Raw genomic sequence first — 24,162 nt, 5'->3', positions numbered from 1 at the left:
TGGCCGGCCATCTCTGGAGTTCCCATGTCCCCCGCCATCATCGCCCGCGGCTACCAGTCCGGCTTTGGCAACGAGTTCGCCACCGAGGCCGTCGCCGGCGCGCTGCCGGTCGGGCAGAACTCGCCGCAGAAGGTGGCCCACGGCCTGTACGCCGAACAGTTGACCGGCACCGCCTTCACCGCGCCGCGCGGCAGCAATCGCCGCAGCTGGCTGTACCGGATCCGTCCGGCGGTGACCCATGGCGAGTTCACCCCGTTCGCGCAGTCGCAGCTGCAATGTGATTTCGGCGCACAGCCGGCCTCGCCGAACCAGCTGCGCTGGAGTCCGCTGCCGCTGCCGGAGCTGCCGACCGACTTCGTCGAAGGCCTGTACACGATGGGGGGCAACGGTTCGCCCGATGCGCATGCTGGCGTGGGCATCCACCTCTACGCTGCCAACCGCGACATGGTCGGCCGCTACTTCTACGATGCCGACGGTGAGCTGCTGATCGTGCCGCAGCTGGGCGCGCTGCGCCTGCTGACCGAGCTGGGCGTGATCGAGATCGAGCCGCAGCAGATCGCGGTGATCCCGCGCGGCGTGCGGTTCCGCGTTGAACTGCCCGATGGCCCGAGCCGCGGCTACATCTGCGAGAACTACGGTGCGCTGCTGAAGCTGCCTGACCTTGGCCCGATCGGTTCCAACGGCCTGGCCAATCCGCGCGACTTCGAAACCCCGCACGCGGCGTTCGAGGATGTCGATGGCGATTTCGAGCTGATCGCCAAATTCGAGGGCCGCCTGTGGCGTGCGCCGATCGACCATTCGCCGCTGGACGTGGTGGCCTGGCACGGCAACTACGCGCCGTACCGCTACGACCTGCGCCGCTTCAACACCATTGGCTCGATCAGCTACGACCACCCGGATCCGTCGATCTTCCTGGTGCTGCATTCGCCCAGCGACACGCCGGGAACCAGCAACATGGATTTTGCGATCTTCCCGCCGCGCTGGCTGGTGGCGCAGAACACGTTCCGCCCGCCGTGGTTCCACCGCAACATCGCCAGCGAATTCATGGGCCTGGTGCACGGTGCCTACGATGCCAAGGCCGAAGGCTTCGTGCCGGGCGGCGCATCGCTGCACAACTGCATGAGCGGCCACGGCCCGGACGCGCCGACCTTCGACAAGGCATCCAATGCCGATCTGTCCAAGGCGGACGTGATCAAGGACACGATGGCCTTCATGTTCGAGACCCGCGCGGTGATCCGCCCGACCGCACAGGCCCTGGCCGCCGGCCACCGTCAGGGCGACTACCAGCAGTGCTGGAACGGCCTGCGCAACAACTTCCGCTGACCCGAAAAAGGGGACGGAGGGGATTAAGCCGCAATCAGCACACGTGTGCTTGAAACGACTTAATCCCCTCCGTCCCCTTTTTCTTCAGGCCACCTCGGCGAACGCGTCGCAGTGCTCCAACGGCAGCGCTTCCAGCAGGCGTTGGCGTACACGCTGGCAATAGCCTTCCGAAGTCAGCCCGGGCAGCATTCGCATCGCCGAGTGCAGCACCTGCAGTACTTCACTTTCGGCGCGTGCCTGCTGCAGGTCGCGGAACAGCGCCGCCGCCTGCGGGTGGCGCTGCATTTCCAGGATGCCCAGCACATAGATGCGCGCGGACACCAGCGAGCGGCGGCGTTCGACCGCTGTGGCAGCAGCTGCGGCAGGTGTCGCGGGCTGCGGCTCTACCGTGGCTGCCGGCGGCGGTGGCGGGGCTGCGGCACCGGTGCCGGTGCTCAGGTAGCCGGCCTGCACCAGCTGGATGACCATCGCGGGCGCATCCTGGCCGAGCAGACCGGTCAGGTCGGTGATGCTGCGTTGGCCGTCGCACAGGATCAGCAACCGGCGCTGGCGCATGTCCAGCGGCGCGCGATGGGCCTGCAGCGCGGTTCGGGCGAGTTCGGTCTTGCGCGGTTGCATGGAAGGGACAGCCAGGTCGGTGCATGCCGAGCCTGAACGAGGGCGATGAAACCGCGATGACAATGCAGCCTCTGCACGCGCGCTGCGCTAGCGTGCAGCTACCTTCGTGCCAGGGAACCGCACCGATGAAGCACCTCCCGATTGCTGGTCTGTTGCTCCTTTCGCTCGCCGCATGCAGTGGCGGCCCCGACAAGCAGGGCGCCGCCGGCAGCGGCAGCGATACCCCGGCGGAAACCGCCTCGGCGACCGGTCCGGCCCAGTCGACGGATCCTGATCTGGCGGCCCGCCCGGCGAACGACCTCCGCAAGGACAGTCCGGCCCGCCTGGACGGCTTCGCGGGTGCGAAGCTGGGCACCGGCATCGCCGAAGTCCGCAGTGGTTTTGGCACGCCACTGCAGGGGCTGGGCACCGATGCCGCCGGCAAGCCGCTGTCCGCCGACGACGGCAACGACGGCTGCTACTTCCTTCGCCCGCAGGATGCCGAGGACCCGCGGCTGATGATCGAAGGCCGCAAGCTGGTGCGCTACGACGTGCGCAGCGCCGCCATCACCGCACCGGGCGGCGGCAAGGTCGGCATGACCCTGGGCGAGCTGCAGGTGCTGTATCCCGAGCGCGCAGACGTCGGTCCCGACAAGTACGACGAGAAGGCCCAGCACCTGCGCGTGCGGCCGGCGCAGGAGGGCGGGGCAGTGATCGACTTCGCGCTCGGTGCCGATGGCCGGGTGGGGGCCTGGCGGGTCGGGCAGACCCCGCAGGTCGACTATGCGGAAGGCTGTGGCTGATCCTTGATCCATCGCCCAGCCATGCGCTCGGGCCAAGCGTAGAATCGCGCCACCACTGCTGGGGAGTGCTCGATGATCGCCATTGCCATTGCCTGGTTCCTGCTCGGCCTGCTGCTGCTGGCACTGGGCGGGGACTCCATCGTGAAGGCCGTCTCTGGCCTGGCCCAGCGCTTCGGGGCCAGCCCGTTCACTGCCGGGCTGCTGCTGCTCGGCGTGACCACCTCGTTGCCGGAACTGGCGGTCAACGCACGTGCGCTGGCGGTCGGCCAACCGGAGCTGGCACTGGGCAATGCAGTGGGCAGCAGCATCGTCAATCTGGGCTTGACCCTGGCGGTGGCCGCCGTCGCCGCCCCCCTGCTGCTGCGCGCGCGCCTGCAGGCGGTGCTGTGGTGGTCGCTGCTGGCGGCCGCCGTGCTGCTGATCCTGTTCGGCCTGGATGGTCACCTGGTGCGCTGGGAAGGCGGCGTGCTGGTGGCGGGCTTCATCGTCGTGCAGGTGCTGCTGCTGCGCCGCGGCCGCGTCGAGAGCGCCGAGGTGCAGGTAGCCATCGCCGAATCCGCGCTGAGCCGCACCAGCCTGCCGTTGAACGTGCTGCGCGTGTTGATCGCCGCACTGACCCTGTACTGGGGCGCGCGCCTGGTGGTGGGGGCTGCCGCCGACTTCGGTGCCGCACTGGGCTGGACGCCGTTGCTGGTCGGCCTGCTGCCGGTGGCGATCGGCACCGCACTGCCCGAGGCGGCCACCGCCATTGCCGCCTCGCGTCGCGGGCATGGCGACATGGTGCTCGGCCACGTGCTGGGTTCCAGCGTGGTCAACCTGCTGCTGGTGATCGGCGCGATGGCGATGTTGCAGCCGTTGGCCTTGCCGGCCTCGTTCGTGCGCCTGGAACTGCCTGCGCTGTTGGCGTTCGCGCTGGTGCTGTACCCGATGCTGCGCGGCGACCTGAAGATCAGTCGTGGCGAAGGCGGGATCCTGCTGGTCGCGTTCGTAGGCTGGTTCGTGCTGGAGCTGCTGCTGGTCGGCGCACCGGCGTTGTAGATCCACGCCATGCGTGGATGCAGTCGATTTCGTGCCGACCAACGGTCGGCACCCACGGGGCGTCACCCTGCCGGCCAGCGGCCGGCACTACCGGTTCTGCGTGGTTTCTTCTTCCCGCACCGGTTCCGGCGGCGGCAGCTGCTCCTCGGCGGCCGGCTCGTTGCCCGGCAGGCTGGGGCGGGTTTCCATCAGCAGCGACAACGCCGCCTTGGCCATCATGTGCGCGCTGATCGGTGCGGTGATGAACAGGAACACGGTGATCAGCAGCTCGCGTGGCTGCGGGTCCTGGCCGAGGAAGATGTGGTAGCACACCGAGCACACCAGCACGCAGCCCACGCCCAGCGTGCTGGCCTTGGTCGGTGCGTGCAGGCGCTTGAAGAAGGTGGACAGCTTCACCAGGCCCAGTGCGCCGACCAGGATGAAGAAGCAGCCGAACAGCAGCAGGATCGACAGGACGATCTGGATCGCGGTGATCATTCGACGATGTCCCGGCGCAGCACGAACTTGCTCAGCACCACGGTGCTGCCGAAGCCGAGCATGGCGATGATCAGCGCCGCCTCGAAGTAGATCGGCGAGTTGAGGTACATGCCGAACAGCATCAGCTCAGCGATCGCGGTCACCGACAGCGTGTCCAGCGCGAGGATGCGGTCGGGCACGGTCGGCCCGCGCAACAGCCGCCAGGTGGCCAGCAGCATCGCCAGGCCGACCACGTGCATGCACACCACCAGGGTGGTCTGGATGACTTCAAAACCGGTCATGGGAAGATCTCCATCAACGGCGCCTCGTAACGGCGCTTGATCGTATCGATCAGGTCCTGCGGGTCCTCCAGGTGCAGCACGTGCACCAGCAGGTACTTGCGGTCGTCGCTGAGCGCGGCCGAGACCGTGCCCGGGGTCAGCGTGATCATGCTGGTCAGCGCAGCGATGCCATGGATGTTGGCAATGTCCAGCGGCAGCCAGATGAAACCGGGGTGGATGTTCTTCTCCGGCCCCAGTACCTGCAGGGCGACACGGATGTTGGACATCAGGATGTCCCACAGGGTCACGCACAGCAGTTTCGGCAACGGGCGCAGGGTGCCGATGCGGGCGAACTCGCGGTCCAGGCGTGCGGCGAACAGCGGCACCACCACGCCCAGCAGCAGGCCCAGCACGATCTGGCCAAGGGTGAAGCTGTCGGACATCAGCAGCCAGAACGCCACCACCATGATGCTCAGCATCGGCGACGGAATCAGGCGACGGAACAGGGAGCGCTGGGCGGTCATGGCTGGCGGATCTCCGGTGCAGTCGCACGCAGCTGCTGCACGTACTCGCTGGGGTGCAGCAGCTGCGCGGCGGTGGCGTCGGTGTAGCGCATCAGCGGTGCTGCGGCCAGGGTCATGCCGATGCCGTAGGCCAGCAGGATGCAGGCCGCGTACAGCTCGACCCGGCGCAGCCGCGCCTTGCGCGGTACCGGCGCTTCCGGATCGACCGGTGGCACGCGCCAGAACAGGCGGATGCCCCCCCGGGTCAGGCCCATGATCACCAGCAGGCTGCTGACCAGAACGGCGGTCCAGACCGGGCCGGTGTACTGCGCCGGCATGCCGGCCAGCAGCGCAGCCTTGGCCAGGAAGCCGGACAGCGGCGGCAGGCCGGCCACCGACACCGCGCCGATCAGGAACAGCACGGCGGGCGTCTCCTTGCCTGGCATCGGCGCGACCACTTCCTTGCGGTCGCTGGCGCCACCGCGACGGCGGCGGATCAGGTCGGCAACCAGGAACAGCGCGGCAGCGACGAAGCTGCTGTGTGGCAGGTAGTACAGGCCAGCCGAGAGCACCTGTGGCGTGCCCACCGAGAAGGCGATGAACAGCGTAGCCGCCGACACGATCACCAGGTACGAGATCAGCACGCGCAGGCGGGTCGCGGCCAGCGCGCCGAGGCCGCCCAGCACCAGCGTCGCGACGCCGGCCCACAGCAACCAGTCGCGGCCGTAGCCGGCCATCGCGCCGGCATCGTCGCCGAACCACAGCATCTGGATGCGCAGCACCGAGTACAGGCCGACCTTGGTCATGATCGCGAACAGTGCGGCCACGGCGGCCGGCGCGCGCGAATAGGCTTCCGGCAGCCACAGGTACAGCGGCATCAACGCGGCCTTGGCGCAGAACACCAGCAGCAACAGGCCCATCGTCGCCTTCACCAGGGTCAGCTGTGCCGGCGGTACCTCGGCGATGCGCTGCGACAGCTCGGCCATGTTCAATGAGCCCAGCGAGGCATACAGCAGGCCCAGCGCGACCAGGAACAGGGTCGAGGCGGTGACGTTGAACACCACGTAATGCAGGCCGATGCGCATGCGGAGGCCGCGGCCACCACTGAGCAGCAGGCCGTAGGAGGCGATCAGCATCACTTCGAAGAACACGAACAGGTTGAAGATGTCGCCAGTCAGGAACGCACCGTTGAGGCCGACCAGCTGGAACTGGAACAGCGCATGGAAGTGCGGCGCGCGGCGGTCCCAGCCCGAGCAGGCGTGCAGCAGGCAGGGAATGGCCAGCAGCAGGGTGGTCAGCAGCATCCACGCCGACAGCCGGTCGGCCACCAGCGCGATGCCCAGCCGCGACGGCCAGTCGCCAAGCAGGTAGACGTTGATTTCACCACTGGCCGTGGTGGCAAACAGCAACCCGACCGCCAGTGCCAGCGCCGACTGCGCGGTCCAGGCCACCGCCCGCTGCACCCTGGGGCCATAGCGGCGGTGTTCGACGAACAGCGACAGCGCCGCACCCAGCAGCGGAATCAGGATCGGCAGGATCACCAGGTGGTTCATGCGCGGTCCTCGCCCTGGCGCGGTGGCACGCGCTCGTCCTGCAGGTCGTCATCCGGCTCGTGGGCATCCACGTGGTCGCTGTGGTTGTCGCTGCGGCTGCGCATGGCCAGCACAATGCTCACCGCGGTCATCGCAAAGGCGATCACGATCGCGGTCAGCACCAGCGCCTGTGGCAGCGGGTCGGTGTAGTTGCCCAGGTGGCTGTCCACGCCTTCCTGCAGCACCGGCGCCTTGCCCAGCACCACGCGGCCGCCGGCGAAGATCAGCAGGTTGGTGGCGTAGGACAGGAAGGTCATGCCGAGGATCACATCGAAGCTGCGCGCACGCAGCAGCAGGTAGATGCCGATGGCGGTCAGCATGCCGATCGCGGTAGCCAGGGCCAGTTCCATCAGTGCATCTCCCCGGTGCGTGCCGAGCGGCGTTGCAGGTCGATCTCACCCTTGCGGGCGGTGCGGGTTCGCGACGGCTTGATCGTGCCCATCATCGACAGCATCAGCATGGCGCCGCCGAACACCACCAGATAGACGCCGATGTCGAAGCCGATTGCGCTGGCCAGCGGTACGTCGCCGATCAGCGGCAGGTGCAGGTCGAGATGGCCGCTGGTCAGGAACGGCACGCCGAACAGCATCGAGGCGCTGCCGCTGAGCAGGGCGATCAGCAGGCCCATGCCGATGCAGCGGATGTAGTCGAAGCCGAAGCGCGACTCCACCGATGCAGTGCCCTGGATCACATACTGGATCAGCAGCGGCACTGCCAACACCAGGCCGGCGATGAAGCCGCCACCCGGTGCGTTGTGCCCGCGCAGGAACAGGAAAATCGACACGGTCAGGGTCAGCGGGAACATGATCTGGGCCAGGTCGGCCGGCACCGGCAGCTTGATCGGCGGGCCGGGCATGATCTGCTCCGGTGCCATCCGCGTACGCCGCAGCAGCGCATGCACCACCAGCGCGGCGATGCCGAACACGGTGATCTCGCCGAAGGTATCGAAGCCGCGGAAGTCGACCAGGATCACGTTGACCACGTTCTGGCCGTAGGCCTCGGGCAACGCGCGGGCGAGCAGCTCGCCGGCCATGGTGTTCGGCGGCAGGGTCATCGCCGAATAGGCCAGCGCGCCAAGCCCGGCACCGGCGATGATCGCGATCACCGCGTCGCGGCGCTTGCGCCAGCGCGGCCGCTCAGGCCCGGACTGCGCGGGCAGGTAATTCATGCCCAGCAGCATCAGCACCAGCGTCACCATCTCCACCAGCAGCTGGGTGAGGGCCAGGTCGGGTGCGGACAGGAACACGAAGGTCAGCGCCACCATCAGGCCGACGCCGCCGACCAGCAGCACCGCCAGCAGGCGCTGCTTGTAGATGCGCAGGGTGGCGACCGCGCAGGCCATCATCACCAGCCACAGGGCCCAGCCCAGCAGCGGAATCGGCTGCGGCGCGGTCCAGTTCGGCGAGGCTGGGTTGGCCACGAACGGCGCAGCGGCAACCACGATCGCCACCAGCACCAGGCCCAGCAGCATGCGCTGCAGGCTGCCATTGGCGATGCCATTGGTCAGGCGCATCGCCAGCGCGGACACGGCGTCCAGCTGGGCGTGGAACACATTGCGGCCCGTGCTGACATTGGTCACGGCATGCAGGTTGATCAGCCTGCGCAGGCCGAAGTACAGCGCCACGCCACCGACCACGCCGATCGCGCTCATCGCCAGCGGCAGGTTGAAGCCGTGCCACACCGCCAGGCTGTATTCGGGCATGGCGGTGCCGAGGATCGAGGCCGCAGCGGCGTGCAGCACCGGCGCGACGGTCAGTGCCGGTGCCACGCCCACCGCCACACAGATCACCACCAGCAGCTCCACCGGCACCTTCATCCAGCGCGGCGGCTCGTGGGGCACGCGGTCCAGGTCGTGCGGGCCAGCGCCAAAGAAGGTGTCGTGCACGAAGCGCAGGCTGTACGCCACGCCGAACACGCCTGCCAGCAACGCCGCGATCGACACCGCCGTGCGCATGATGCCCGGGCCGCCGGCCGTAATCGCTTCGGCGAACAGCATTTCCTTGGACAGGAAGCCGTTGAGCAGCGGGATCCCGGCCATCGCCAGCGACGCGATGATCGCCAGCGCGCTGGTGAACGGCATCAGCCTGCGCAGCCCCCCCAGCTTGCGCATGTCGCGGGTGCCGGTTTCGTGATCGATGATGCCGGCGGCCATGAACAGCGAGGCCTTGAAGGTGGCGTGGTTGAGGATGTGGAACACGCCGGCGACCACCGCCATCGGCGTGGACAGGCCGAACAGCAGGGTGATCAGGCCCAGGTGGGAAATGGTCGAGTACGCCAGCAGGCCTTTCAGGTCGTGCTGGAAGATCGCGTTCCAGGCACCGATCAGCAGGGTCAGCGCGCCGATGCCGCTGACCGTATAGAAGAACAGGTCGCTGCCGGCCAGCGCCGGATGCAGCCGCGCCAGCAGGAACACGCCGGCCTTCACCATGGTGGCCGAGTGCAGGTAGGCCGAGACCGGGGTCGGCGCTGCCATCGCGTGCGGCAGCCAGAAGTGGAACGGGAACTGCGCGCTCTTGGTGAAGATGCCGGCCAGCACCAGGAACAGGGCGTACGGGTACAGCGTGCTGGCGCGGATCTGCTCGCCGGCGGCCAGCACCACATCCAGGTCGAAGCTGCCGACGATGCGGCCGATCAGCAGCACGCCACCGAGCAGGGCCAGGCCGCCGCCGCCGGTGATCACCAACGCCATGCGCGCGCCTTCGCGTGCGTCCTGGCGGTGCGACCAGAAGCCGATCAGCAGGAACGAGCTGATGCTGGTCATCTCCCAGAAGATCATCAGCAACAGCAGGTTGCCCGACAGCACCATCCCCAGCATGGCGCCCATGAACAGCAGCAGGTAGCAGTAGAAGCGGTGCGCGTTGTCCTGCTGGTTCAGGTAGTAGCGCGCATACAGCACCACCAGGGCGCCGATGCCGAGCACCAGCCCGGCGAACATCCAGGCCAGCCCGTCCAGGCGCAGGGTGAAGTCCAGCCCGATCTGTGGAAGCCAGGGGACCAGGGTGCGGACCACCTGGCCATCGAGTACTGCCGGGGTCAGCCAGCCGAGGATGGCCAGCCCGCCCAACGGCGCCAGTGCCGCCAGCCAGGCAGCAGTCGAGCGCGAACTACGGGGGAAGGCCGCAACAGCCGCTGCCATCAGGAACGGCAGGGCCAGCAGCAGGGGCAGGCTGGGGAGCATGCAGGGAATCCATGATTCACGAGCAGGTCAGGGAGAATAACAGGCTGCGAAATGTCGCCGAAACCCATCGAACAGCGATCAATTGCATGTAACGTTCGCTGATTCATTTTTTCTGCGGCGCAACATCACGTTCCTGCGGTCCCTCCCGGGTTGCTCTTGGGGGACACCCTACGCCCACGCAGGGAGACCGCAGGCCCTGTCGCACAGGGGCTGCCGTCAACGGACGGGAAGCGGGGAGCGAGTCACCGGCGCAGGCTGGCAGGGCCGCCGTGGAGTGTGGGTGATGGAATTCGCCCGTTCAGGAAACGACGGCCGCTGTCGACCGCCCGCGATCAGTAGCGCCAGTCGAGCTTGCGATAGAACTTGGCCATCACCCAGGCCGGGCCGATCAGCAGGTAGGTCAGGTCGGTCAGGAAGCTGGGCTTGCGACCCTCGAACGTGTGGCCGATGAACTGCGCGATCCAGGCCGCCACGAACACGCCCACCGCCAGCCAGCGCAGCGCATGCAGGCCGATCTCGGCCTCCAGCAGGCGGCACAGGCAGCCAAATACGAAGAACTGGACGAGCATGCCGATGCCCAGGGGGCGCGACAGCTTGTTGTAGAAGCACCAGGCGCTGAACATCGCGAACGCCGACCAGATGCCGTACTGGAACCAGGTGATCAGCGGCGGCAGGCACCACAGCAGGGCCACCACCGACCACAGGATCGCCGGCACCGCCACCACGTGGATGCGCTGGTTGATCACGTTGCGGTGGTCGTCGGAGTAGCTGGCGAAATAGCGGTCGATCGGCCGCGCAAGCTCGGTGGATGTCTGCATGCGGCCAGCATACTCCCGCCGGGCCCGTCAGTAGAGCCAGGCCATGCCTGGCTGCAGGTGTTCGTCGACGTTGCCGGCCAGCGGCCGGCACTACCGAACGCGCCCCCCGCCTTTCCGGCCGGGGGCGCAGGCGGGTCAGTCGACGCTGATCCCGGCCAGGCGCTGCAGCGCCTCAGCGTACTTGGCGCGGGTGCGCTCGATGATGTCGGCCGGGATGTTCGGACCCGGGGCGGTCTTGCCCCAGTCCAGCGTCTCCAGGTAATCGCGCACGAACTGCTTGTCGTAGCTCGGCGGGCTGGTGCCCACTTCGTACTCGTCGGCCGGCCAGTAACGCGAGGAATCCGGCGTCAGCATCTCGTCCATGATGTACAGCCGGCCATCGGCGTCGGTACCGAACTCGAACTTGGTGTCGGCCAGGATGATGCCGCGCTCGCGGGCGTAATCGGCGGCGAACTTGTAGATGCGCAGGGTGGCGTCGCGCACCCGCTCGGCCAGTTCCGCACCGACCTGCTTCACCATCGCGTCGAAATCGATGTTCTCGTCATGGTCGCCGACCGCGGCCTTGGTCGAGGGCGTGAAGATCGGCTCGGGCAGCTGTTCGGCCTGGCGCAGGCCATCGGGCAGGTCGATGCCGCTGACCTTGCCGGTGCGCTGGTAATCCTTCCAGCCGCTGCCGATCAGGTAGCCGCGGGCGATCGCTTCCACCGGCACCGGCTTCAGCTTGCGGGTGACCACCGCGCGCTTGGCGTACAGGGCCGGGTCCACGCCTTCGGGCAGCACGCTGGCCACGTCGATGCCGGTCAGGTGGTTGGGCATCAGGTGCGCGGTCTTGGCGAACCAGAAGTTGGAGACCTGGCAGAGCATCTCGCCCTTGCCCGGGATCGGGTCGGGCAGGACCACGTCGAACGCCGACAGGCGATCGGTGGCCACCATCAGCAGGTAGTCGCCCGGCGGGGTTCCGGCTGGCAGCCGCTCGCGCGGGATATCGAACACATCACGCACCTTGCCGCGATGGCGCAAGGGCAGGCCGGGGAGATCGGATTGCAACAGCGTGGTTGGCACGGGCACTCCTGGGGCGTTGTCGATACGGCTGCCCAACGGACCCGGCGGGCCCGCTGACCAGCGGGCGGCCTAGTGTAAAGCCCTCCGGGCCCGCTGTGACGTAAAATGAGCGTCCATTTCGTCGGTCGACCCCGGAGCGCCATGCGCTGGTACGGAAAACTGCTCGGATTCATCGCCGGCGCCCTGCTGTTCCGGCCCAATCCGCTGTTCGGCGCGGTGGTCGGCCTGCTGATCGGCCATGCCTTTGATTCGGACTGGTTCCGCCTGAACAAGGAGAACCCGTACCGGGAGCTGGGGCTGACTTCCGAAGCCACCGATGCCGAGATCGAACGCGCCTACCGCAAGCTGATCTCGCAGTACCACCCCGACAAGCTTGGCGGCGCCGCCCCCGAGCTGCAGCAGCAGGCCGAGCAGAAGTCGCGGCGGATCAATGCCGCCTACGACCGCATCAAGTCCCTGCGCAAGCGCTGACCCACTTTCCCCTCGTTGCAAGGCCCGGCCATGTCCCACTGCCTCATCGCCCCCTCCATCCTGTCCGCCAACTTCGCCCGCCTCGGCGAGGAAGTCGACAACGTCCTCGCTGCCGGTGCGGACTGGGTCCACTTCGACGTGATGGACAACCACTACGTGCCGAACCTGACCATCGGCCCGATGGTCTGCCAGGCCCTGCGCAAGCACGGCGTCACCGCGCCGATCGACGTGCACCTGATGGTCGAGCCGGTGGACCGCATCATTCCGGACTTCGCCGAGGCCGGTGCCACCTACATCAGCTTCCACCCGGAGGCGAGCCGGCACGTGCACCGCACCATCCAGCTGATCCGCTCGCTGGGCTGCAAGCCGGGCATCGTGCTCAATCCGGCCACCCCGGTGGACATCCTCGATTGGGTGCTGGATGACCTGGACCTGGTGCTGCTGATGTCGGTCAACCCGGGCTTCGGCGGCCAGGCCTTCATCCCCTCGGCGCTGGACAAGCTGCGCGTGGTGCGCAAGATGATCGATGCCAGCGGCAAGGACATCCGCCTGGAGATCGACGGTGGCGTGAAGGCCGACAACATCGGTGAGATCGCTGCCGCCGGCGCCGATACCTTCGTCGCCGGCTCGGCCATCTTCAACGCCAGGACCAGCTACCAGGACGTGATCGCGCAGATGCGCGCGAACGTCGCTGCGGCACGGGGCTGAGCCATGAGTACGGTGGCCGTGTTGAACATTCGCCCGGCCACCGTGGCCGATGCTGGCCTGATCCTGCATTTCATCCGCGAGCTGGCCATCTACGAGAAGGCCGAGCATTCGGTGCAGACCGATGAGATCGGCATCGCCGAGAGCCTGTTCGGCGCCGACGCCACCGCCCGCGCGCTGATCTGCGAGGCCGACGGCGAGGCCATCGGCTATGCGGTGTACTTCTACAACTACTCCACCTGGCTGGGCCGCAAGGGCATCTACCTGGAAGACCTGTACGTCAGCCAGGAAAAGCGCGGTGCCGGTGCCGGCAAAGCGTTGCTGAAGTACATCGCACGCCAGGCCGTGGCCGAGGGTTGCGGTCGTTTCGAATGGTCGGTGCTGGACTGGAACACTCCGGCCATCGAGTTCTACACCGCTGCTGGCGCGAAACCGCAGGATGAGTGGACCGTGTACCGGCTGCAGGGGCAGGCGCTGCACGATTTCGCCAACGGGTGAGGCGTGTGGCGGGTGCGAACCGCAACCCGGTGGGTGCGAACCTTGGTTCGCTCCCTGGGTACCCACCCCCAAAAAAAAGCCACGCCAATCACTGGCGTGGCCTCGCTGCATGCGTGGGAGGCTGATCCTGCCTCCATCCGTCGTCCCTGCTATGGCCTTCCATTCTCCAGCAGCTGAATGACACCTGCGTGACATTCACTGCGGGCAAACAGTGCATTGCTAGCCTGTGCCGCCCTGACCTGGAAGTACCGCATGACCACCCCGCGCTGGCGCCTGATCCTCAACGGCAAATCGGCTGGCAACGATGAACTGCGCGACGCCGTGGGCCATTGGCGCGGGCAGGGCGTGCAGCTGGAGGTGCGGGTGACCTGGGAAGACGGTGACGCTGAACGCTACGTTGCCGAGGCCATCCATCATGGCGTGGACGTGATCGTGGCGGCCGGTGGCGATGGCACGCTCAGCGCGGTGGCCGAGACGCTGGCCCATCGTGAGGAACCGGCAGAAGCGCTGCCTTCGCTGGCGTTGATTCCGATGGGGACCGCCAACGACTTCGCCACGTCGGCAGGCATTCCCACCGAGCCCGGCGATGCCCTCGCGCTGATCGGCCAGGTGCCGGCACGGCCCATCGACCTGTTGCGCGTGGATGCCGATGGCACGCCCTGGTGGTGCGCCAACCTCGCCAGTGGTGGCTTCGGCACGCAGGTGACGGTGGAGACCGATGCCGGCTTGAAGAAGATGCTCGGTGGGCTGGCCTACGTGATCACCGGCATCGCCAAGCTGGGCCGCATCGAGCCGATCGCCGCGCGCCTGTCCGGCCCGGACTTCGCCTGGGAAGGTGACTTCATCGCGCTCGGCATCGGCAATGGCCGGCAGGCCGGCGGTGGCCAGCAGCTGTGCCCGCAGGCACTGATCGATGATGGACTGCTGGATGTGACCGTGCTTCCGGAACTGGAAGGGGAGGTCGCCGCCACCCTCGGCCAGATGCTGAAGTCCGGTACCCAGGCCGCACTGGAACAGCTGGCCACACGGGCGCGGCTGTCGTGGCTGCAGATCGATGCGCCCAAGGCGCTGACCCTGAATCTGGACGGCGAACCGGTGCAGGCCCGTCACTTTCGCGTCGAGTGCGTGCCGGGCAGGGTGCGGATGCATCTGCCGACCGGATGCCCGTTGCTGGAGGGGCAGGGGTAGAGTCATCAGTCCCCGTGGCCACTGCGGGCGTCCGGTGGTTCAGTTTCCCAGGGTTCCCCTGCCGCGCAAGCTGCGATACAGTCAAGGGGTGTCCAGCCAGACGACCCCGCATACTCTTTCTTCCGCACGCCGTTGGTGGCGATGGTGGCCCGTTGCCGTCGTCCGCCCCCATAACGCTGTGTCCCGGAAGGAAAGTCGTCTTGAACTCGCACGCTCAGTTTCAGCAGCAGGCCGCTGAAGGCCACACCCACATTCCCGTCGTCCGCGAAGTGCTGTCCGACCTGGACACGCCGCTCTCGGTCTATCTGAAGCTCGCCGACGGCCCCAATACCTACCTGTTTGAATCCGTCGAAGGCGGCGAGCGCTTTGGTCGTTACTCGATCATCGGCCTGCCGGCGCGCCGCGTGTATGCCTTCCACGGCCACACGCTGACCGTGCGCGAAGACGGCCAGGTGGTGGACACCCGCGAGGTAGCCGATCCCTTCGCCGAAGTCGAGGCGCTGCGCAGCGCCCACTCGGTGCCCAAGCTGGAAGGCCTGCCGGGCTTCACCGGCGGCCTGGTCGGCTGGTTTGGCTTCGAGTGCATCGGCTACATCGAGCCGCGCCTGGCCCCGCCGGCTGGCCGTGATGAGCTGGGCACGCCGGACATCCTGCTGCTGGACTCCAACGAGCTGGCGGTATTCGACAATCTCAAGGGCCGGCTGTACCTGATCGTGCACGCCGACCCGCGTGTCGACGGTGCCTTCGAACAGGCGCAGGCGCGCCTGGACGCACTGACGGCGAAGCTGCGTGCACCGGGCGCCGGCTATCCGGCACCGCTCAACAGCGACGTGCTGGACGAATCGGATTTCGTCTCCGGCTTCACCCGCGAAGGCTTCGTCGATGCGGTCCAGCGCAGCAAGGAATACATCCGCGCCGGTGACATCTTCCAGGTAGTGCTCAGCCAGCGCCTGAGCGTGCCGTTCAAGGCGCGCCCGGTGGATGTGTACCGCGCGCTGCGCGCGTTGAATCCCTCGCCGTACATGTATTTCCTCGATGTCGGCGACCTGCAGGTGGTCGGTTCCTCGCCGGAGATCCTGGTACGCCTTCAGGATGGCGAAGTCACCGTGCGCCCGATCGCCGGCACCCGCCCGCGTGGCGCCACGCCCGAGCTGGACCTGGCACTGGAAGCCGAGCTGCTGGCCGACCCCAAGGAACGCGCCGAGCACCTGATGCTGATCGACCTCGGCCGCAACGATGCCGGGCGCGTCTCCAGGGCCGGTACCGTGGAAGTGGGCGAGCAGTTCGTGATCGAACGCTACAGCCATGTCATGCACATCGTCAGCGAAGTCACCGGGCAGCTGCAGCCGGGCCTGAGCTATGCCGACGTGCTGCGCGCCACGTTCCCAGCCGGCACGGTCAGCGGCGCGCCAAAGATCCGCGCGCTGGAAGTGATCCGCGAACTGGAACCGATCAAGCGCAACGTCTACGCCGGCAGCATCGGCTACATCGGCTGGCACGGCGATGCCGATACCGCGATCGCGATCCGCACTGCGGTCATCAAGGATGGCCGCCTGTACGTGCAGGCCGGCGCCGGCATCGTCTACGACTCGGACCCGGACAAGGAATGGGACGAGACGATGAACAAGGGCCGTGCGCTGTTCCGCGCCGTCGCCCAGGCCGCCAAGGGCCTGTGACGCTCCCCGTGCCGTGGCCTGCGCCGCGGCATCTTCCGCTGTTCCCATTGAAGACAAGGAGTACCGCATGAAGCTGCTGAGCGCATTGCTGTGGTCGTCGCTGCTGGCCACGATGGCCCCGTCTGCGTGGGCGCAGGCCAATACCATTCCGTCGCAGCCGCACCTGCTGGTGAAGGGCGAGGCGCGTCGGGTGGTGATGCCGGACCGCTTCGGCCTGCAGTTGAACATCGAAGAGACCGACATGGACGCCGACGCCGCGCGCCGCCGCGTGCAGGACAACGTGGCGCGCGCGCTGGCGCTGTTCAAGCAGCACAAGGCGGTGGACGGCAGCGTGCGTGCGGACAACCTGCGGATCGGCCCGGCGACGCGCTATGAGCAGAACCGGCAGGTCTTCATCGGTACCCGCGTATCGCGCCAGCTGCGTGCGAGCTTCGCCAGCGTGAAGGCGATGCAGGATGTGCTGGGTGCGTTGAAGGCCGACGAGAACGTACAGGTGAGCAGCCTGGCGCCAACCTATTCGGGTGAAGTGGCGCTGCGCCGCGAACTCAAGGGTGAGGCGGCGGCCCGGACCCGCGAGTCCGCGCAGGGTCTGGCCAAGGCCTACGGCACCCGGCTGCGCGGCCTGTACAGCATTTCCGACGTAGCGCCGAACTTTGCTTATGGCATCCAGGCCGGCAGTTGGCCGAGCAGTGGGGATCTGGTGACGCCGCCTTCGCCGCCCGCGCCCGAGGCACCGATGAACAGCATCGAGACCACGGGCTCCCGCCTGCCCGAGTCGGTCGAAGCCGGCCCCATCACCTACACCGAAAACGTGTACGCCATTTTCCTGATAAGCGACGGAACCTGACCATGTTGTGGATGATCGACAACTACGACAGCTTCACCTACAACCTCGTGCAGTACCTGCAGACGCTGGGCGCTGAAGTGAAGGTGGTGCGCAACGATGCAATGAGCGTGGACGAGATCGCCGCGCAGAAGCCCGAGCGCATCGTCATTTCGCCCGGCCCGTGCACCCCCAACGAAGCGGGCGTGTCGCTGGAGCTGATCCAGCGGCTGGGCCCGACCACGCCGATCCTCGGCGTGTGCCTGGGCCACCAGGGCATCGGCCAGGTCTACGGCGGCATCGTGATCCGCGCCGGCAACATCATGCACGGCAAGACCTCGCCGATCCGCCACGAAGGCAAGGGCGTGTTCGCCGGCCTGCCGGACCGCTACCAGGCCACCCGCTACCACTCGCTGGTGGTGGACAAGAACAGTCTGCCGGACTGCCTGGAAGTGACCGCCTGGACCGAGAACGAGGACGGCTCGATCGAAGAGATCATGGGCCTGCGCCACCGCCAGTTCCCGGTGGAAGGCGTGCAGTTCCACCCCGAATCCATCCTCACCGAACACGGCCACGCCCTGCTGCGCAATTTCCTGCAGCGCCCGGCGGCCTGATCCAAGGAGCATTCCCATGAGCTTCTCCCCCCAGGAAGCCCTGCAACGCACCATCGAGCACCGCGAGATCTTCTTCGACGAGATGGTCGACCTGATGCGGCAGATCATGCGCGGCGACGTGTCGCCGATGATGACCGCCGCCATCCTCACCGGCCTGCGGGTGAAGAAGGAAACCATCGACGAGATCGCCGCCGCCGCCACGGTCATGCGCGAATTCGCGCTGGCGGTGCCGGTGGCCGACAGCACCCACCTGGTCGACATCGTCGGCACCGGTGGCGATGGCTCGCACACCTTCAACATCTCCACCTGCGCGATGTTCGTGGCGGCTGCGGCCGGTGCGCGCGTGGCCAAGCACGGCAACCGCAGCGTGTCGTCCAAGTCCGGCAGCGCCGATGCGGTGGAAGCACTGGGCGCGGCCATCGAGCTGCAGCCAGCGCAGGTGGCCGCTGCCATCGAGCAGACAGGCATCGGCTTCATGTTCGCGCCGATCCATCATCCGTCGATGAAGGTCGTCGCGCCGGTCCGCCGCGAGATGGGCGTGCGCACCATCTTCAACATCCTTGGTCCGCTGACCAACCCCGCCAGCGCGCCGTCGGTGCTGATGGGCGTGTTCCATCCTGATCTGGTGGGTATCCAGGCGCGCGTGCTGCGCGAGCTGGGCACCGAGCGCGCCATGGTGGTCTGGGGCCGCGACAACATGGATGAGATCTCGCTCGGCGCCGGCACCCTGGTGGGCGAGTTGCGCGACGGCAAGGTGCGCGAGTACGAGATCCACCCGGAGGACTTCGGCATCGCCATGTCGGCCAGCCGCAACCTGCGCGTGGACAGCCCGGAGCAGTCCATCCAGATGCTGCGCGCGGTGCTGGACAACGAGCCCGGCCCGGCGCTGGACATCGTCGCGCTCAATGCCGGCGCCGCGCTGTACGTGGCCGGCGTGGCCAGCGACATCGGTGATGGCCTGGCCCGCGCCCGTGCCGCCATCGCCAATGGCAGCGCCCGCCAGCGCCTGCAGCAGTATGTGGAGACCACCCGCGCGCTGGTTGCCTGAGCGCGCGGTTCAGCCTGACCCCGTCGATGGCCGATAATGGCCGTCCTCAGCGCCCCCGCACCGAATCGAAGACGATGAGCGACATCCTGCAGACGATCCTGGCCCGCAAGGCCGAAGAAGTAGCCCAGCGCCGCGCCCAGCGCCCGCTCGAGGAGCTGCAGGCCGCCGTGGCCAGCGCCCCGCCGGTACGTGGCTTCGTGCGCGCGTTGCAGGCGGCCGTGGCCAACGGCGACCCGGCGGTGATTGCCGAGGTGAAGAAGGCCAGCCCGTCCAAGGGCGTCATCCGCCCCGACTTCCGACCGGCTGACATCGCGGTCAGCTACGAGTTCGGTGGTGCCAGCTGCCTTTCGGTGCTGACCGACGTGGACTTCTTCCAGGGCGCCGATACCTACCTGCAGCAGGCCCGTGAAGCCTGCACGCTGCCGGTGCTGCGCAAGGACTTCGTGATCGACGCCTACCAGGTGTACGAGGCACGCGTGCTGGGCGCCGACTGCATCCTGCTGATCGTCGCCGCGCTGGACGACACCCAGCTGGCCACGCTGTCGGAACTGGCGCTGTCGCTGGGCATGGACGTGCTGGTGGAAGTGCACGACATCGACGAACTGGAGCGCGCACTGCAGGTGCCGGCGCCGATGATCGGCATCAACAACCGCAACCTGCGCACCTTCGAGGTGTCGCTGCAGACCACGCTGGATATGCAGCAGGCCGTGCCGCGTGACCGCCTGCTGGTCACCGAAAGCGGCATCCTCGGCCCGCAGGACGTGGCGCTGATGCGCGACGCCGGCATCCATGCCTTCCTGGTCGGCGAGGCCTTCATGCGCGTGGAAGAGCCGGGCGAGGGCCTGCGTCAGCTATTCTTCGCAACATGACAACGCACTATCCGACGCCGCGCGAGGATGCGCCGCTGGTGGTCTTCGACTTCGACCACACCCTCTACGACGGCGATTCGGGTACCCACCTGTTCGCCTCGCTGATCAAGCGCAACCCGCTGCGCATGCTGGCGGCGCTGCTGGTCACGCCGATCGCCGGGCCGATGGTGGCGATGCTGCCGACCCGTCGCGCGGGCATCTCGGTCTATGTGTGGATCGGCAGCTTCGGCCTGCACCGTGCGCGCGACTTCAACAAGGTGATCGACGCCTACGTGCTGCGCAACCAGGCGCAGATGCGCGCCAAGCTGCTGCCGCAGGCGCTGGAAGTGTTCGCCGCGCACCGCGCCAAAGGCGATCGCGTGGTGGTTGCCACCGGCGCGCCGCCGGAGCTGGCCCGCGCGATCCTGGCCTTCGTGGCCCATCAGGATGTGCCGGTGATCGGCACCGAGGTCGGCCCGCGGCTGGGCGGCGTCGGTCCCACCCGTCACTGCCACAACGAAGAGAAGATGCGCATGCTGCGCGAGCGCGGCTATGGCGACATCGATATCGCCTATTCCGACAGCACCGCCGACCTGCCGCTGCTGCTGGCGGCCAAGGCGCCGGTGGTGGTGAACCCGAAGCCGGGGCGGGTGGCGTTCTTCCGCCGCGTGCTGCCGACCGGCACCCGCATCCTCAACTGGGGATGCGTGGATCGCGGCGGCGACAAGGCGTAGCCCGGGGCCAGATCCCATGGGGGCTCTGACCCCATCGCACGATGACGGATCTGCCGGCCAGCGGCCGGCGCTACCCTTCTCCGTCGCGGTTGTGCCGACCCTTCTCCGTTCCGGTAGTGCCGGCCGCTGGCCGGCAAGCGCTCAGCGCCCCAGGTACCCGTGCACCGCATGCCCGATCTGGAACAGGCTGATGCCCAGTACCAGCACGCCCACGGCCACCAGCACCCAGCGCTCCTTCACCCGCTTGACCAGGATCGCCGCCACCGGCGCGGCCATCATGCCGCCGATCAGCAGGCCGGCAACGATCTGCAGATGCTGCACGCCCATCGACAACAGGAAGGTCGCTGACACCGTCAACGTGACCACGAACTCGGCTGCGTTGACTGTTCCGATGGTGGTGCGCGCCTGGCCGCCGCGGGCGAGCAGGGTGGACGTCGCGATCGGCCCCCAGCCACCGCCGCCGCTGGCGTCGAGCAGGCCGGCGAAGAAGCCCAGCACCGGTACCCGGCGGATCTCGCCCTGGGGCATCCAGCGCCCAGCGGCGCGGGCCAGGATGATGATCGCCAGCACCAGCAGGTACAGGTAGATCAGTGGCCGGATGATCTCGCCCGGGACCTGCGTGAGCACGTACGCGCCCAATGCACCGCCCACTGCGCCGGGCAGGGCCAAGCGCAGGAACAGGCGTTTATCGACATTTCCGGCTGCGAGGTGCGACACCCCCGAGGCGCCCGTGGTGAACACTTCAGCGGTGTGGATGCTGGCGCTGACCTGCGCCGGGGGCAGGCCCATGCTCAGCAGCACCGACGAGGACACCAGGCCGAACGCCATGCCCAATGCACCGTCCACCAGCTGTGCGCCGAGGCCGATGAGGATGAACCACCAGAATTCGCTGCTCAGCTCCATGCACCGAGCCTAGCCCAGCGGGCCGCGCAGGGGCCGTGTAGAGCTGAAGCCATGCGCGGCTGCCTTCGACGGACAGCAGCCGAGCGTCGGCTCGGCTCTACAGGATGGCTCGGCAGCCTTGGGTTGCCTTGCAATCAACGGGTGCCGTACAGCACCACGGTCTTGCCGCGGGCATGCAGCAGGCCGTCGGTCTGCAGTTTCTTCAGCACGCGGCCGGCCATTTCGCGCGAGCAGCCGACCAGTCGCGCCAGTTCCTGTCGCGATACGCGCAGCTGGCTGCCCTGCGGGTGGCTCATCGCCTCCGGTTCCTGCGCCAGGTCGTGCAGGGTGCGCACGATCCGGTCGGTCACGTCCAGGAATGCCAGGCGGCTGGCCTTGCGGCTGGTGTCGAGCAGGCGCTTGGAAATCTGCTGGCCCAGCGCGTACAGCAGGCGCGGGGCATCGGCCGACAGCGGGCCGAGGAACAGCTGATGCAGGCGCTCGTAGCTGATTTCAGCCAGCTCGCAGGCGGTACGGGTCCGCAGGATCACCTCCCGGCGGTCCGATTCGACGAACAGGCCCATCTCGCCGACGAACTCGCCGGCACCGAAGTAGCCCAGCACAAGCTCGCGATCGTCATCTTCCTCGGCCATGATCGAAACCGAGCCGCTGATGACGTAATACAGGGTTCCCGCCGGGTCTCCGGGCCGGAAGACGTCGGTACGGGTGGGATATCGCCGCCTGTGGCTGTGCGCCAGGAAACGATCGATTGTGGCGATATCCAGGGCCAGTGGACTGCTAGCTAGGCGCACGGTTGACACGATAGGAGCGCTCCCTCTGCGCATGAACGGATTCACGGGGTCGATAGCGGAGCTTAACCAGCGCAATTGTTAAGGGCAAACAGTGTGCCAGAACTCTTGCGTCTTCACGTTCCCCCCGGGGGCAGTTTGCCCCATAATTCCCCCTTTCCCTTCTTACACAGGAATCGACCGCCGTGGTCAAGCCGTTGCCTCGCCTGAGGCTGCAGGGTTTCAACAACCTCACCAAGGCGCTGAGCTTCAACATCTATGACGTGTGTTACGCGCGCACCGAAGAGGAGCGTCAGCGTTACATTGAATACATCGATGAAGAGTACAACGCCGACAGGCTGACTCAGATCTTGACCGATGTCGCCGAGATCATCGGCGCCAACATCCTGAACGTGGCCCGCCAGGACTACGATCCGCAGGGTGCCTCGGTGACCATCCTGATCTCCGAAGAACCGGTGATCGACAAGAAGCTGGCCGGCAAGGAGCTGATCTCCGACGCCGTGGTCGCGCACATGGACAAGAGCCACATCACGGTCCATACCTACCCGGAAACCCATCCGCAGGAAGGTATCGCCACGTTCCGCGCGGACATCGACGTGGCCACCTGTGGCGTCATTTCCCCGCTGAAGGCCCTGAACTACCTGATCGAGAGCCTCGAGTCGGACATCGTGATCATGGACTACCGCGTCCGTGGCTTCACCCGCGATGTGAAGGGCAAGAAGCACTTCATCGACCACAAGATCAACTCGATCCAGAACTTCCTGGCCAAGAACATCAAGTCGCGTTACGAGATGTTCGACGTCAACGTCTACCAGGAGAACATCTTCCACACGAAGATGCACCTGAAGGACTTCGACCTGGACCAGTACCTGTTCGAGGAAAAGGCCAAGAACCTGTCGTTCAAGGAACGCATGAAGATCGAAGCGCTGCTCAAGCGCGAGATCGAAGAGCTGTTCCACGGCCGGAACCTGTCCGAGTAAGCCCCATGTGCGATGCCCGCAGGCATCGCCACCCAGGCGGGACGACCCGCCCCGTGGAACCAGTGCCTCGCACGCGTTACAGTTCCACGGTGATGTACCGACCCACGGCCCGGTGTGAAAACACCGGGCCGTTTCGTTTTTCTCAAAAAAGGTAAGGAGCCCCCACCCATGCCCTGGATCTACCTGCTGCTGGCCGGCCTGTTCGAGATCGGTTTCGCCCTCGGAATGAAGTACTCCGAAGGCTTCAGCAAACCCCTGCCCACCGTTGCCACGGTGGTATCGGCCCTGATCAGCCTGTACCTGATGAGCCAGGCGATGAAGAGCATCCCGGTCGGTACGGCCTACGCGATCTGGACCGGCATCGGTGCCATGGGCGTGGCTGTGCTCGGCATCTACCTGTTCAATGACAGTGCGTCGCCGGCCCGCCTGGCCTGCGTGGGCCTGATCGTGGCCGGCGTGATCGGCCTGAAGCTGGTCTCGCCCAACTGATTGATGGCCCGACCAACGGTCGGGCCCCCACCGTCGCCCCCCGCACCTCCTGGTAGGCCCGCACCGTTGGTGCGGGCGACCCTTCAAATGCGGTAGGCGATGGTCTTCATCACCCTGGAGGCCAGCGCCATCACGCCAGGGATCGGGAACGGCAGGCGGCGTGCGCCGGCCTGCTCGGCGTGCTCCGCATGGCGGGCTTCGTCTTCCTTCATCACCTCGATGACCGCACGGCTGCGCAGGTCGCCGGCCGGCAGATCGACCAGGTGCTCGTCCAGATGGGCTTCCACCTGGCGCTCGGTTTCGACCACGAAGCCGAGGTTCCAGCCGTCGCCGCGCAGCCCGGCCAGGGTGCCGATGGTGTAGCTGCCGGCGTACCACAGCGGGTTGAACAGGCTCGGGCGGCTGTCCAGCTCGCCCAGCCGGGTGGCACACCACGCCAGGTGGTCGGTCTCCTCCTGGGCCGCTTCCAGCAGGTGTTCACGCGTGGCAGGGTCGCGGGCCACGGCGGCCTGCCCGAAATACAGGCCCTGTGCGCAGACTTCGCCGACGTGGTTGATCCGCATCAGCCCGGCCGCGTGGCGGCGTTCAGCGTTGTCCATGCCCGGCTCGCTGGTGTCCGCGGCCGGGTAGGGGCGGGCTGCCGGCGGGTTGCCGAACACCGTGTCCAAGGCGCGCTGCGCTTCGGTCAGCAGATGGTCCAGCGGTGTGGTCTGGCGGAGCACGGTCATGGCGGTACGCGGTGGGAC

The 24,162-nt window shown here is 67.2% G+C and carries 27 protein-coding genes; 15 read left to right on the top strand and 12 right to left on the bottom strand.

Annotated elements, in window-relative coordinates:
- Nucleotides 1–24: 24 nt before the first annotated feature.
- On the top strand, nucleotides 25–1,323 hold the full coding sequence (gene hmgA / locus ACEPA4_RS18465; RefSeq protein WP_065186524.1) for a homogentisate 1,2-dioxygenase: 1,299 nt from the start codon (nucleotides 25–27) through the stop codon (nucleotides 1,321–1,323).
- A gap of 84 nt (nucleotides 1,324–1,407) precedes the next feature.
- Here the strand turns inward: hmgA and ACEPA4_RS18460 are convergent, their stop codons facing one another.
- Nucleotides 1,408–1,941: a hypothetical protein gene (locus tag ACEPA4_RS18460; protein ID WP_069138716.1), complete on the bottom strand. Its 534-nt coding sequence runs from the start codon at nucleotides 1,939–1,941 to the stop codon at nucleotides 1,408–1,410.
- Nucleotides 1,942–2,066: 125 nt separating this feature from the next.
- On the opposite strand from ACEPA4_RS18460, the gene ACEPA4_RS18455 reads away from it, so the two are divergent.
- Both ACEPA4_RS18455 and ACEPA4_RS18450 read left to right on the top strand, forming a co-directional pair.
- Nucleotides 2,067–2,723 carry a hypothetical protein gene (locus tag ACEPA4_RS18455; RefSeq protein ID WP_005419872.1) on the top strand — a complete coding sequence of 219 codons (657 nt, stop codon included), beginning with the start codon at nucleotides 2,067–2,069 and terminating at the stop codon, nucleotides 2,721–2,723.
- Nucleotides 2,724–2,795: 72 nt separating this feature from the next.
- On the top strand, nucleotides 2,796–3,761 hold the full coding sequence (locus ACEPA4_RS18450; protein WP_065186523.1) for a sodium:calcium antiporter: 966 nt from the start codon (nucleotides 2,796–2,798) through the stop codon (nucleotides 3,759–3,761).
- A gap of 87 nt (nucleotides 3,762–3,848) precedes the next feature.
- On the opposite strand, the gene ACEPA4_RS18445 is transcribed toward ACEPA4_RS18450, so the two are convergent.
- The 8 genes from ACEPA4_RS18445 to ACEPA4_RS18410 all read right to left on the bottom strand — a co-directional run bounded on the left by ACEPA4_RS18445 (nucleotide 3,849) and on the right by ACEPA4_RS18410 (nucleotide 11,651).
- Nucleotides 3,849–4,238, bottom strand: a complete 390-nt coding sequence (locus ACEPA4_RS18445; protein WP_005419868.1) for a Na+/H+ antiporter subunit G — start codon at nucleotides 4,236–4,238, stop codon at nucleotides 3,849–3,851.
- Nucleotides 4,235–4,519, bottom strand: a complete 285-nt coding sequence (locus ACEPA4_RS18440; RefSeq protein ID WP_005411334.1) for a K+/H+ antiporter subunit F — start codon at nucleotides 4,517–4,519, stop codon at nucleotides 4,235–4,237. Before ACEPA4_RS18440 ends, ACEPA4_RS18445 begins: the two co-directional genes overlap by 4 nt.
- Nucleotides 4,516–5,022 (bottom strand): Na+/H+ antiporter subunit E, encoded by a 507-nt coding sequence (locus ACEPA4_RS18435; protein WP_005419867.1) that lies wholly within the window; start codon nucleotides 5,020–5,022, stop codon nucleotides 4,516–4,518. The genes ACEPA4_RS18440 and ACEPA4_RS18435 overlap by 4 nt, the downstream gene beginning before the upstream one ends.
- Nucleotides 5,019–6,554 (bottom strand): monovalent cation/H+ antiporter subunit D, encoded by a 1,536-nt coding sequence (locus tag ACEPA4_RS18430; protein WP_065178873.1) that lies wholly within the window; start codon nucleotides 6,552–6,554, stop codon nucleotides 5,019–5,021. The genes ACEPA4_RS18435 and ACEPA4_RS18430 overlap by 4 nt, the downstream gene beginning before the upstream one ends.
- Nucleotides 6,551–6,943 carry a Na+/H+ antiporter subunit C gene (locus ACEPA4_RS18425; RefSeq protein ID WP_111188333.1) on the bottom strand — a complete coding sequence of 131 codons (393 nt, stop codon included), beginning with the start codon at nucleotides 6,941–6,943 and terminating at the stop codon, nucleotides 6,551–6,553. Before ACEPA4_RS18425 ends, ACEPA4_RS18430 begins: the two co-directional genes overlap by 4 nt.
- On the bottom strand, nucleotides 6,943–9,771 hold the full coding sequence (locus ACEPA4_RS18420; protein ID WP_005419861.1) for a monovalent cation/H+ antiporter subunit A: 2,829 nt from the start codon (nucleotides 9,769–9,771) through the stop codon (nucleotides 6,943–6,945). Before ACEPA4_RS18420 ends, ACEPA4_RS18425 begins: the two co-directional genes overlap by 1 nt.
- A gap of 332 nt (nucleotides 9,772–10,103) precedes the next feature.
- Nucleotides 10,104–10,589, bottom strand: a complete 486-nt coding sequence (locus tag ACEPA4_RS18415) for a DUF962 domain-containing protein (RefSeq protein WP_069138712.1) — start codon at nucleotides 10,587–10,589, stop codon at nucleotides 10,104–10,106.
- A 135-nt stretch (nucleotides 10,590–10,724) separates the two neighbouring features.
- Nucleotides 10,725–11,651: a phosphoribosylaminoimidazolesuccinocarboxamide synthase gene (locus tag ACEPA4_RS18410; protein ID WP_032954595.1), complete on the bottom strand. Its 927-nt coding sequence runs from the start codon at nucleotides 11,649–11,651 to the stop codon at nucleotides 10,725–10,727.
- Between the two features lie 141 nt (nucleotides 11,652–11,792).
- Here ACEPA4_RS18410 and ACEPA4_RS18405 point away from each other — a divergent pair, with 141 nt between their 5' ends.
- From ACEPA4_RS18405 to ACEPA4_RS18360, 10 genes are all read left to right on the top strand, one after another.
- The gene (locus ACEPA4_RS18405) at nucleotides 11,793–12,122 is read left to right on the top strand and encodes a DnaJ family molecular chaperone (RefSeq protein WP_005419845.1); all 330 of its coding nucleotides are present in this window, start codon (nucleotides 11,793–11,795) and stop codon (nucleotides 12,120–12,122) included.
- Nucleotides 12,123–12,152: 30 nt separating this feature from the next.
- Entirely contained in the window at nucleotides 12,153–12,830 is a 678-nt protein-coding gene (gene rpe, locus ACEPA4_RS18400) for a ribulose-phosphate 3-epimerase (RefSeq protein WP_005419843.1), read from the top strand.
- A 12-nt stretch (nucleotides 12,831–12,842) separates the two neighbouring features.
- The gene (locus ACEPA4_RS18395; RefSeq protein ID WP_065178874.1) at nucleotides 12,843–13,325 is read left to right on the top strand and encodes a GNAT family N-acetyltransferase; all 483 of its coding nucleotides are present in this window, start codon (nucleotides 12,843–12,845) and stop codon (nucleotides 13,323–13,325) included.
- A 252-nt stretch (nucleotides 13,326–13,577) separates the two neighbouring features.
- Nucleotides 13,578–14,513 (top strand): lipid kinase YegS, encoded by a 936-nt coding sequence (gene yegS / locus ACEPA4_RS18390; protein ID WP_164093394.1) that lies wholly within the window; start codon nucleotides 13,578–13,580, stop codon nucleotides 14,511–14,513.
- 200 nt (nucleotides 14,514–14,713) lie between these two features.
- Nucleotides 14,714–16,189: an anthranilate synthase component I gene (gene trpE, locus ACEPA4_RS18385; protein ID WP_065178876.1), complete on the top strand. Its 1,476-nt coding sequence runs from the start codon at nucleotides 14,714–14,716 to the stop codon at nucleotides 16,187–16,189.
- Nucleotides 16,190–16,256: 67 nt separating this feature from the next.
- Nucleotides 16,257–17,036: an SIMPL domain-containing protein gene (locus tag ACEPA4_RS18380; RefSeq protein WP_065197061.1), complete on the top strand. Its 780-nt coding sequence runs from the start codon at nucleotides 16,257–16,259 to the stop codon at nucleotides 17,034–17,036.
- 2 nt (nucleotides 17,037–17,038) lie between these two features.
- The gene (locus ACEPA4_RS18375) at nucleotides 17,039–17,626 is read left to right on the top strand and encodes an aminodeoxychorismate/anthranilate synthase component II (protein ID WP_139727843.1); all 588 of its coding nucleotides are present in this window, start codon (nucleotides 17,039–17,041) and stop codon (nucleotides 17,624–17,626) included.
- 16 nt (nucleotides 17,627–17,642) lie between these two features.
- Nucleotides 17,643–18,674, top strand: a complete 1,032-nt coding sequence (gene trpD / locus ACEPA4_RS18370) for an anthranilate phosphoribosyltransferase (protein WP_049443905.1) — start codon at nucleotides 17,643–17,645, stop codon at nucleotides 18,672–18,674.
- A 74-nt stretch (nucleotides 18,675–18,748) separates the two neighbouring features.
- Nucleotides 18,749–19,543, top strand: coding sequence for an indole-3-glycerol phosphate synthase TrpC (trpC, locus tag ACEPA4_RS18365; RefSeq protein WP_005419828.1), 795 nt, complete (start codon nucleotides 18,749–18,751; stop codon nucleotides 19,541–19,543).
- The gene (locus ACEPA4_RS18360; protein WP_139727839.1) at nucleotides 19,540–20,256 is read left to right on the top strand and encodes a haloacid dehalogenase-like hydrolase; all 717 of its coding nucleotides are present in this window, start codon (nucleotides 19,540–19,542) and stop codon (nucleotides 20,254–20,256) included. The genes trpC and ACEPA4_RS18360 overlap by 4 nt, the downstream gene beginning before the upstream one ends.
- Before the next feature lie 141 nt (nucleotides 20,257–20,397).
- On the opposite strand, the gene ACEPA4_RS18355 is transcribed toward ACEPA4_RS18360, so the two are convergent.
- Nucleotides 20,398–21,159: a sulfite exporter TauE/SafE family protein gene (locus ACEPA4_RS18355; RefSeq protein ID WP_065178879.1), complete on the bottom strand. Its 762-nt coding sequence runs from the start codon at nucleotides 21,157–21,159 to the stop codon at nucleotides 20,398–20,400.
- Between the two features lie 134 nt (nucleotides 21,160–21,293).
- Nucleotides 21,294–21,983 (bottom strand): cAMP-activated global transcriptional regulator CRP, encoded by a 690-nt coding sequence (gene crp / locus ACEPA4_RS18350; RefSeq protein ID WP_010482649.1) that lies wholly within the window; start codon nucleotides 21,981–21,983, stop codon nucleotides 21,294–21,296.
- 149 nt (nucleotides 21,984–22,132) lie between these two features.
- Here crp and speD point away from each other — a divergent pair, with 149 nt between their 5' ends.
- Both speD and sugE read left to right on the top strand, forming a co-directional pair.
- Nucleotides 22,133–22,927: an adenosylmethionine decarboxylase gene (gene speD, locus ACEPA4_RS18345; RefSeq protein ID WP_005411315.1), complete on the top strand. Its 795-nt coding sequence runs from the start codon at nucleotides 22,133–22,135 to the stop codon at nucleotides 22,925–22,927.
- A gap of 168 nt (nucleotides 22,928–23,095) precedes the next feature.
- Entirely contained in the window at nucleotides 23,096–23,416 is a 321-nt protein-coding gene (sugE, locus tag ACEPA4_RS18340; protein WP_005419816.1) for a quaternary ammonium compound efflux SMR transporter SugE, read from the top strand.
- An 83-nt stretch (nucleotides 23,417–23,499) separates the two neighbouring features.
- Here sugE and coq7 read toward each other — a convergent pair whose 3' ends face one another.
- Nucleotides 23,500–24,144, bottom strand: coding sequence for a 2-polyprenyl-3-methyl-6-methoxy-1,4-benzoquinone monooxygenase (coq7, locus tag ACEPA4_RS18335; protein WP_005419813.1), 645 nt, complete (start codon nucleotides 24,142–24,144; stop codon nucleotides 23,500–23,502).
- Between the last annotated feature and the right edge of the window lie 18 nt (nucleotides 24,145–24,162).

It is taken from the genome of Stenotrophomonas sp. P2112, from assembly GCF_041897515.1.
Classification (GTDB): Bacteria; Pseudomonadota; Gammaproteobacteria; order Xanthomonadales; family Xanthomonadaceae; genus Stenotrophomonas; species Stenotrophomonas sepilia.
The sequence above is the reverse complement of the archived record's forward strand: the minus strand, read 5'-3'. Positions and strand labels throughout refer to the sequence as shown.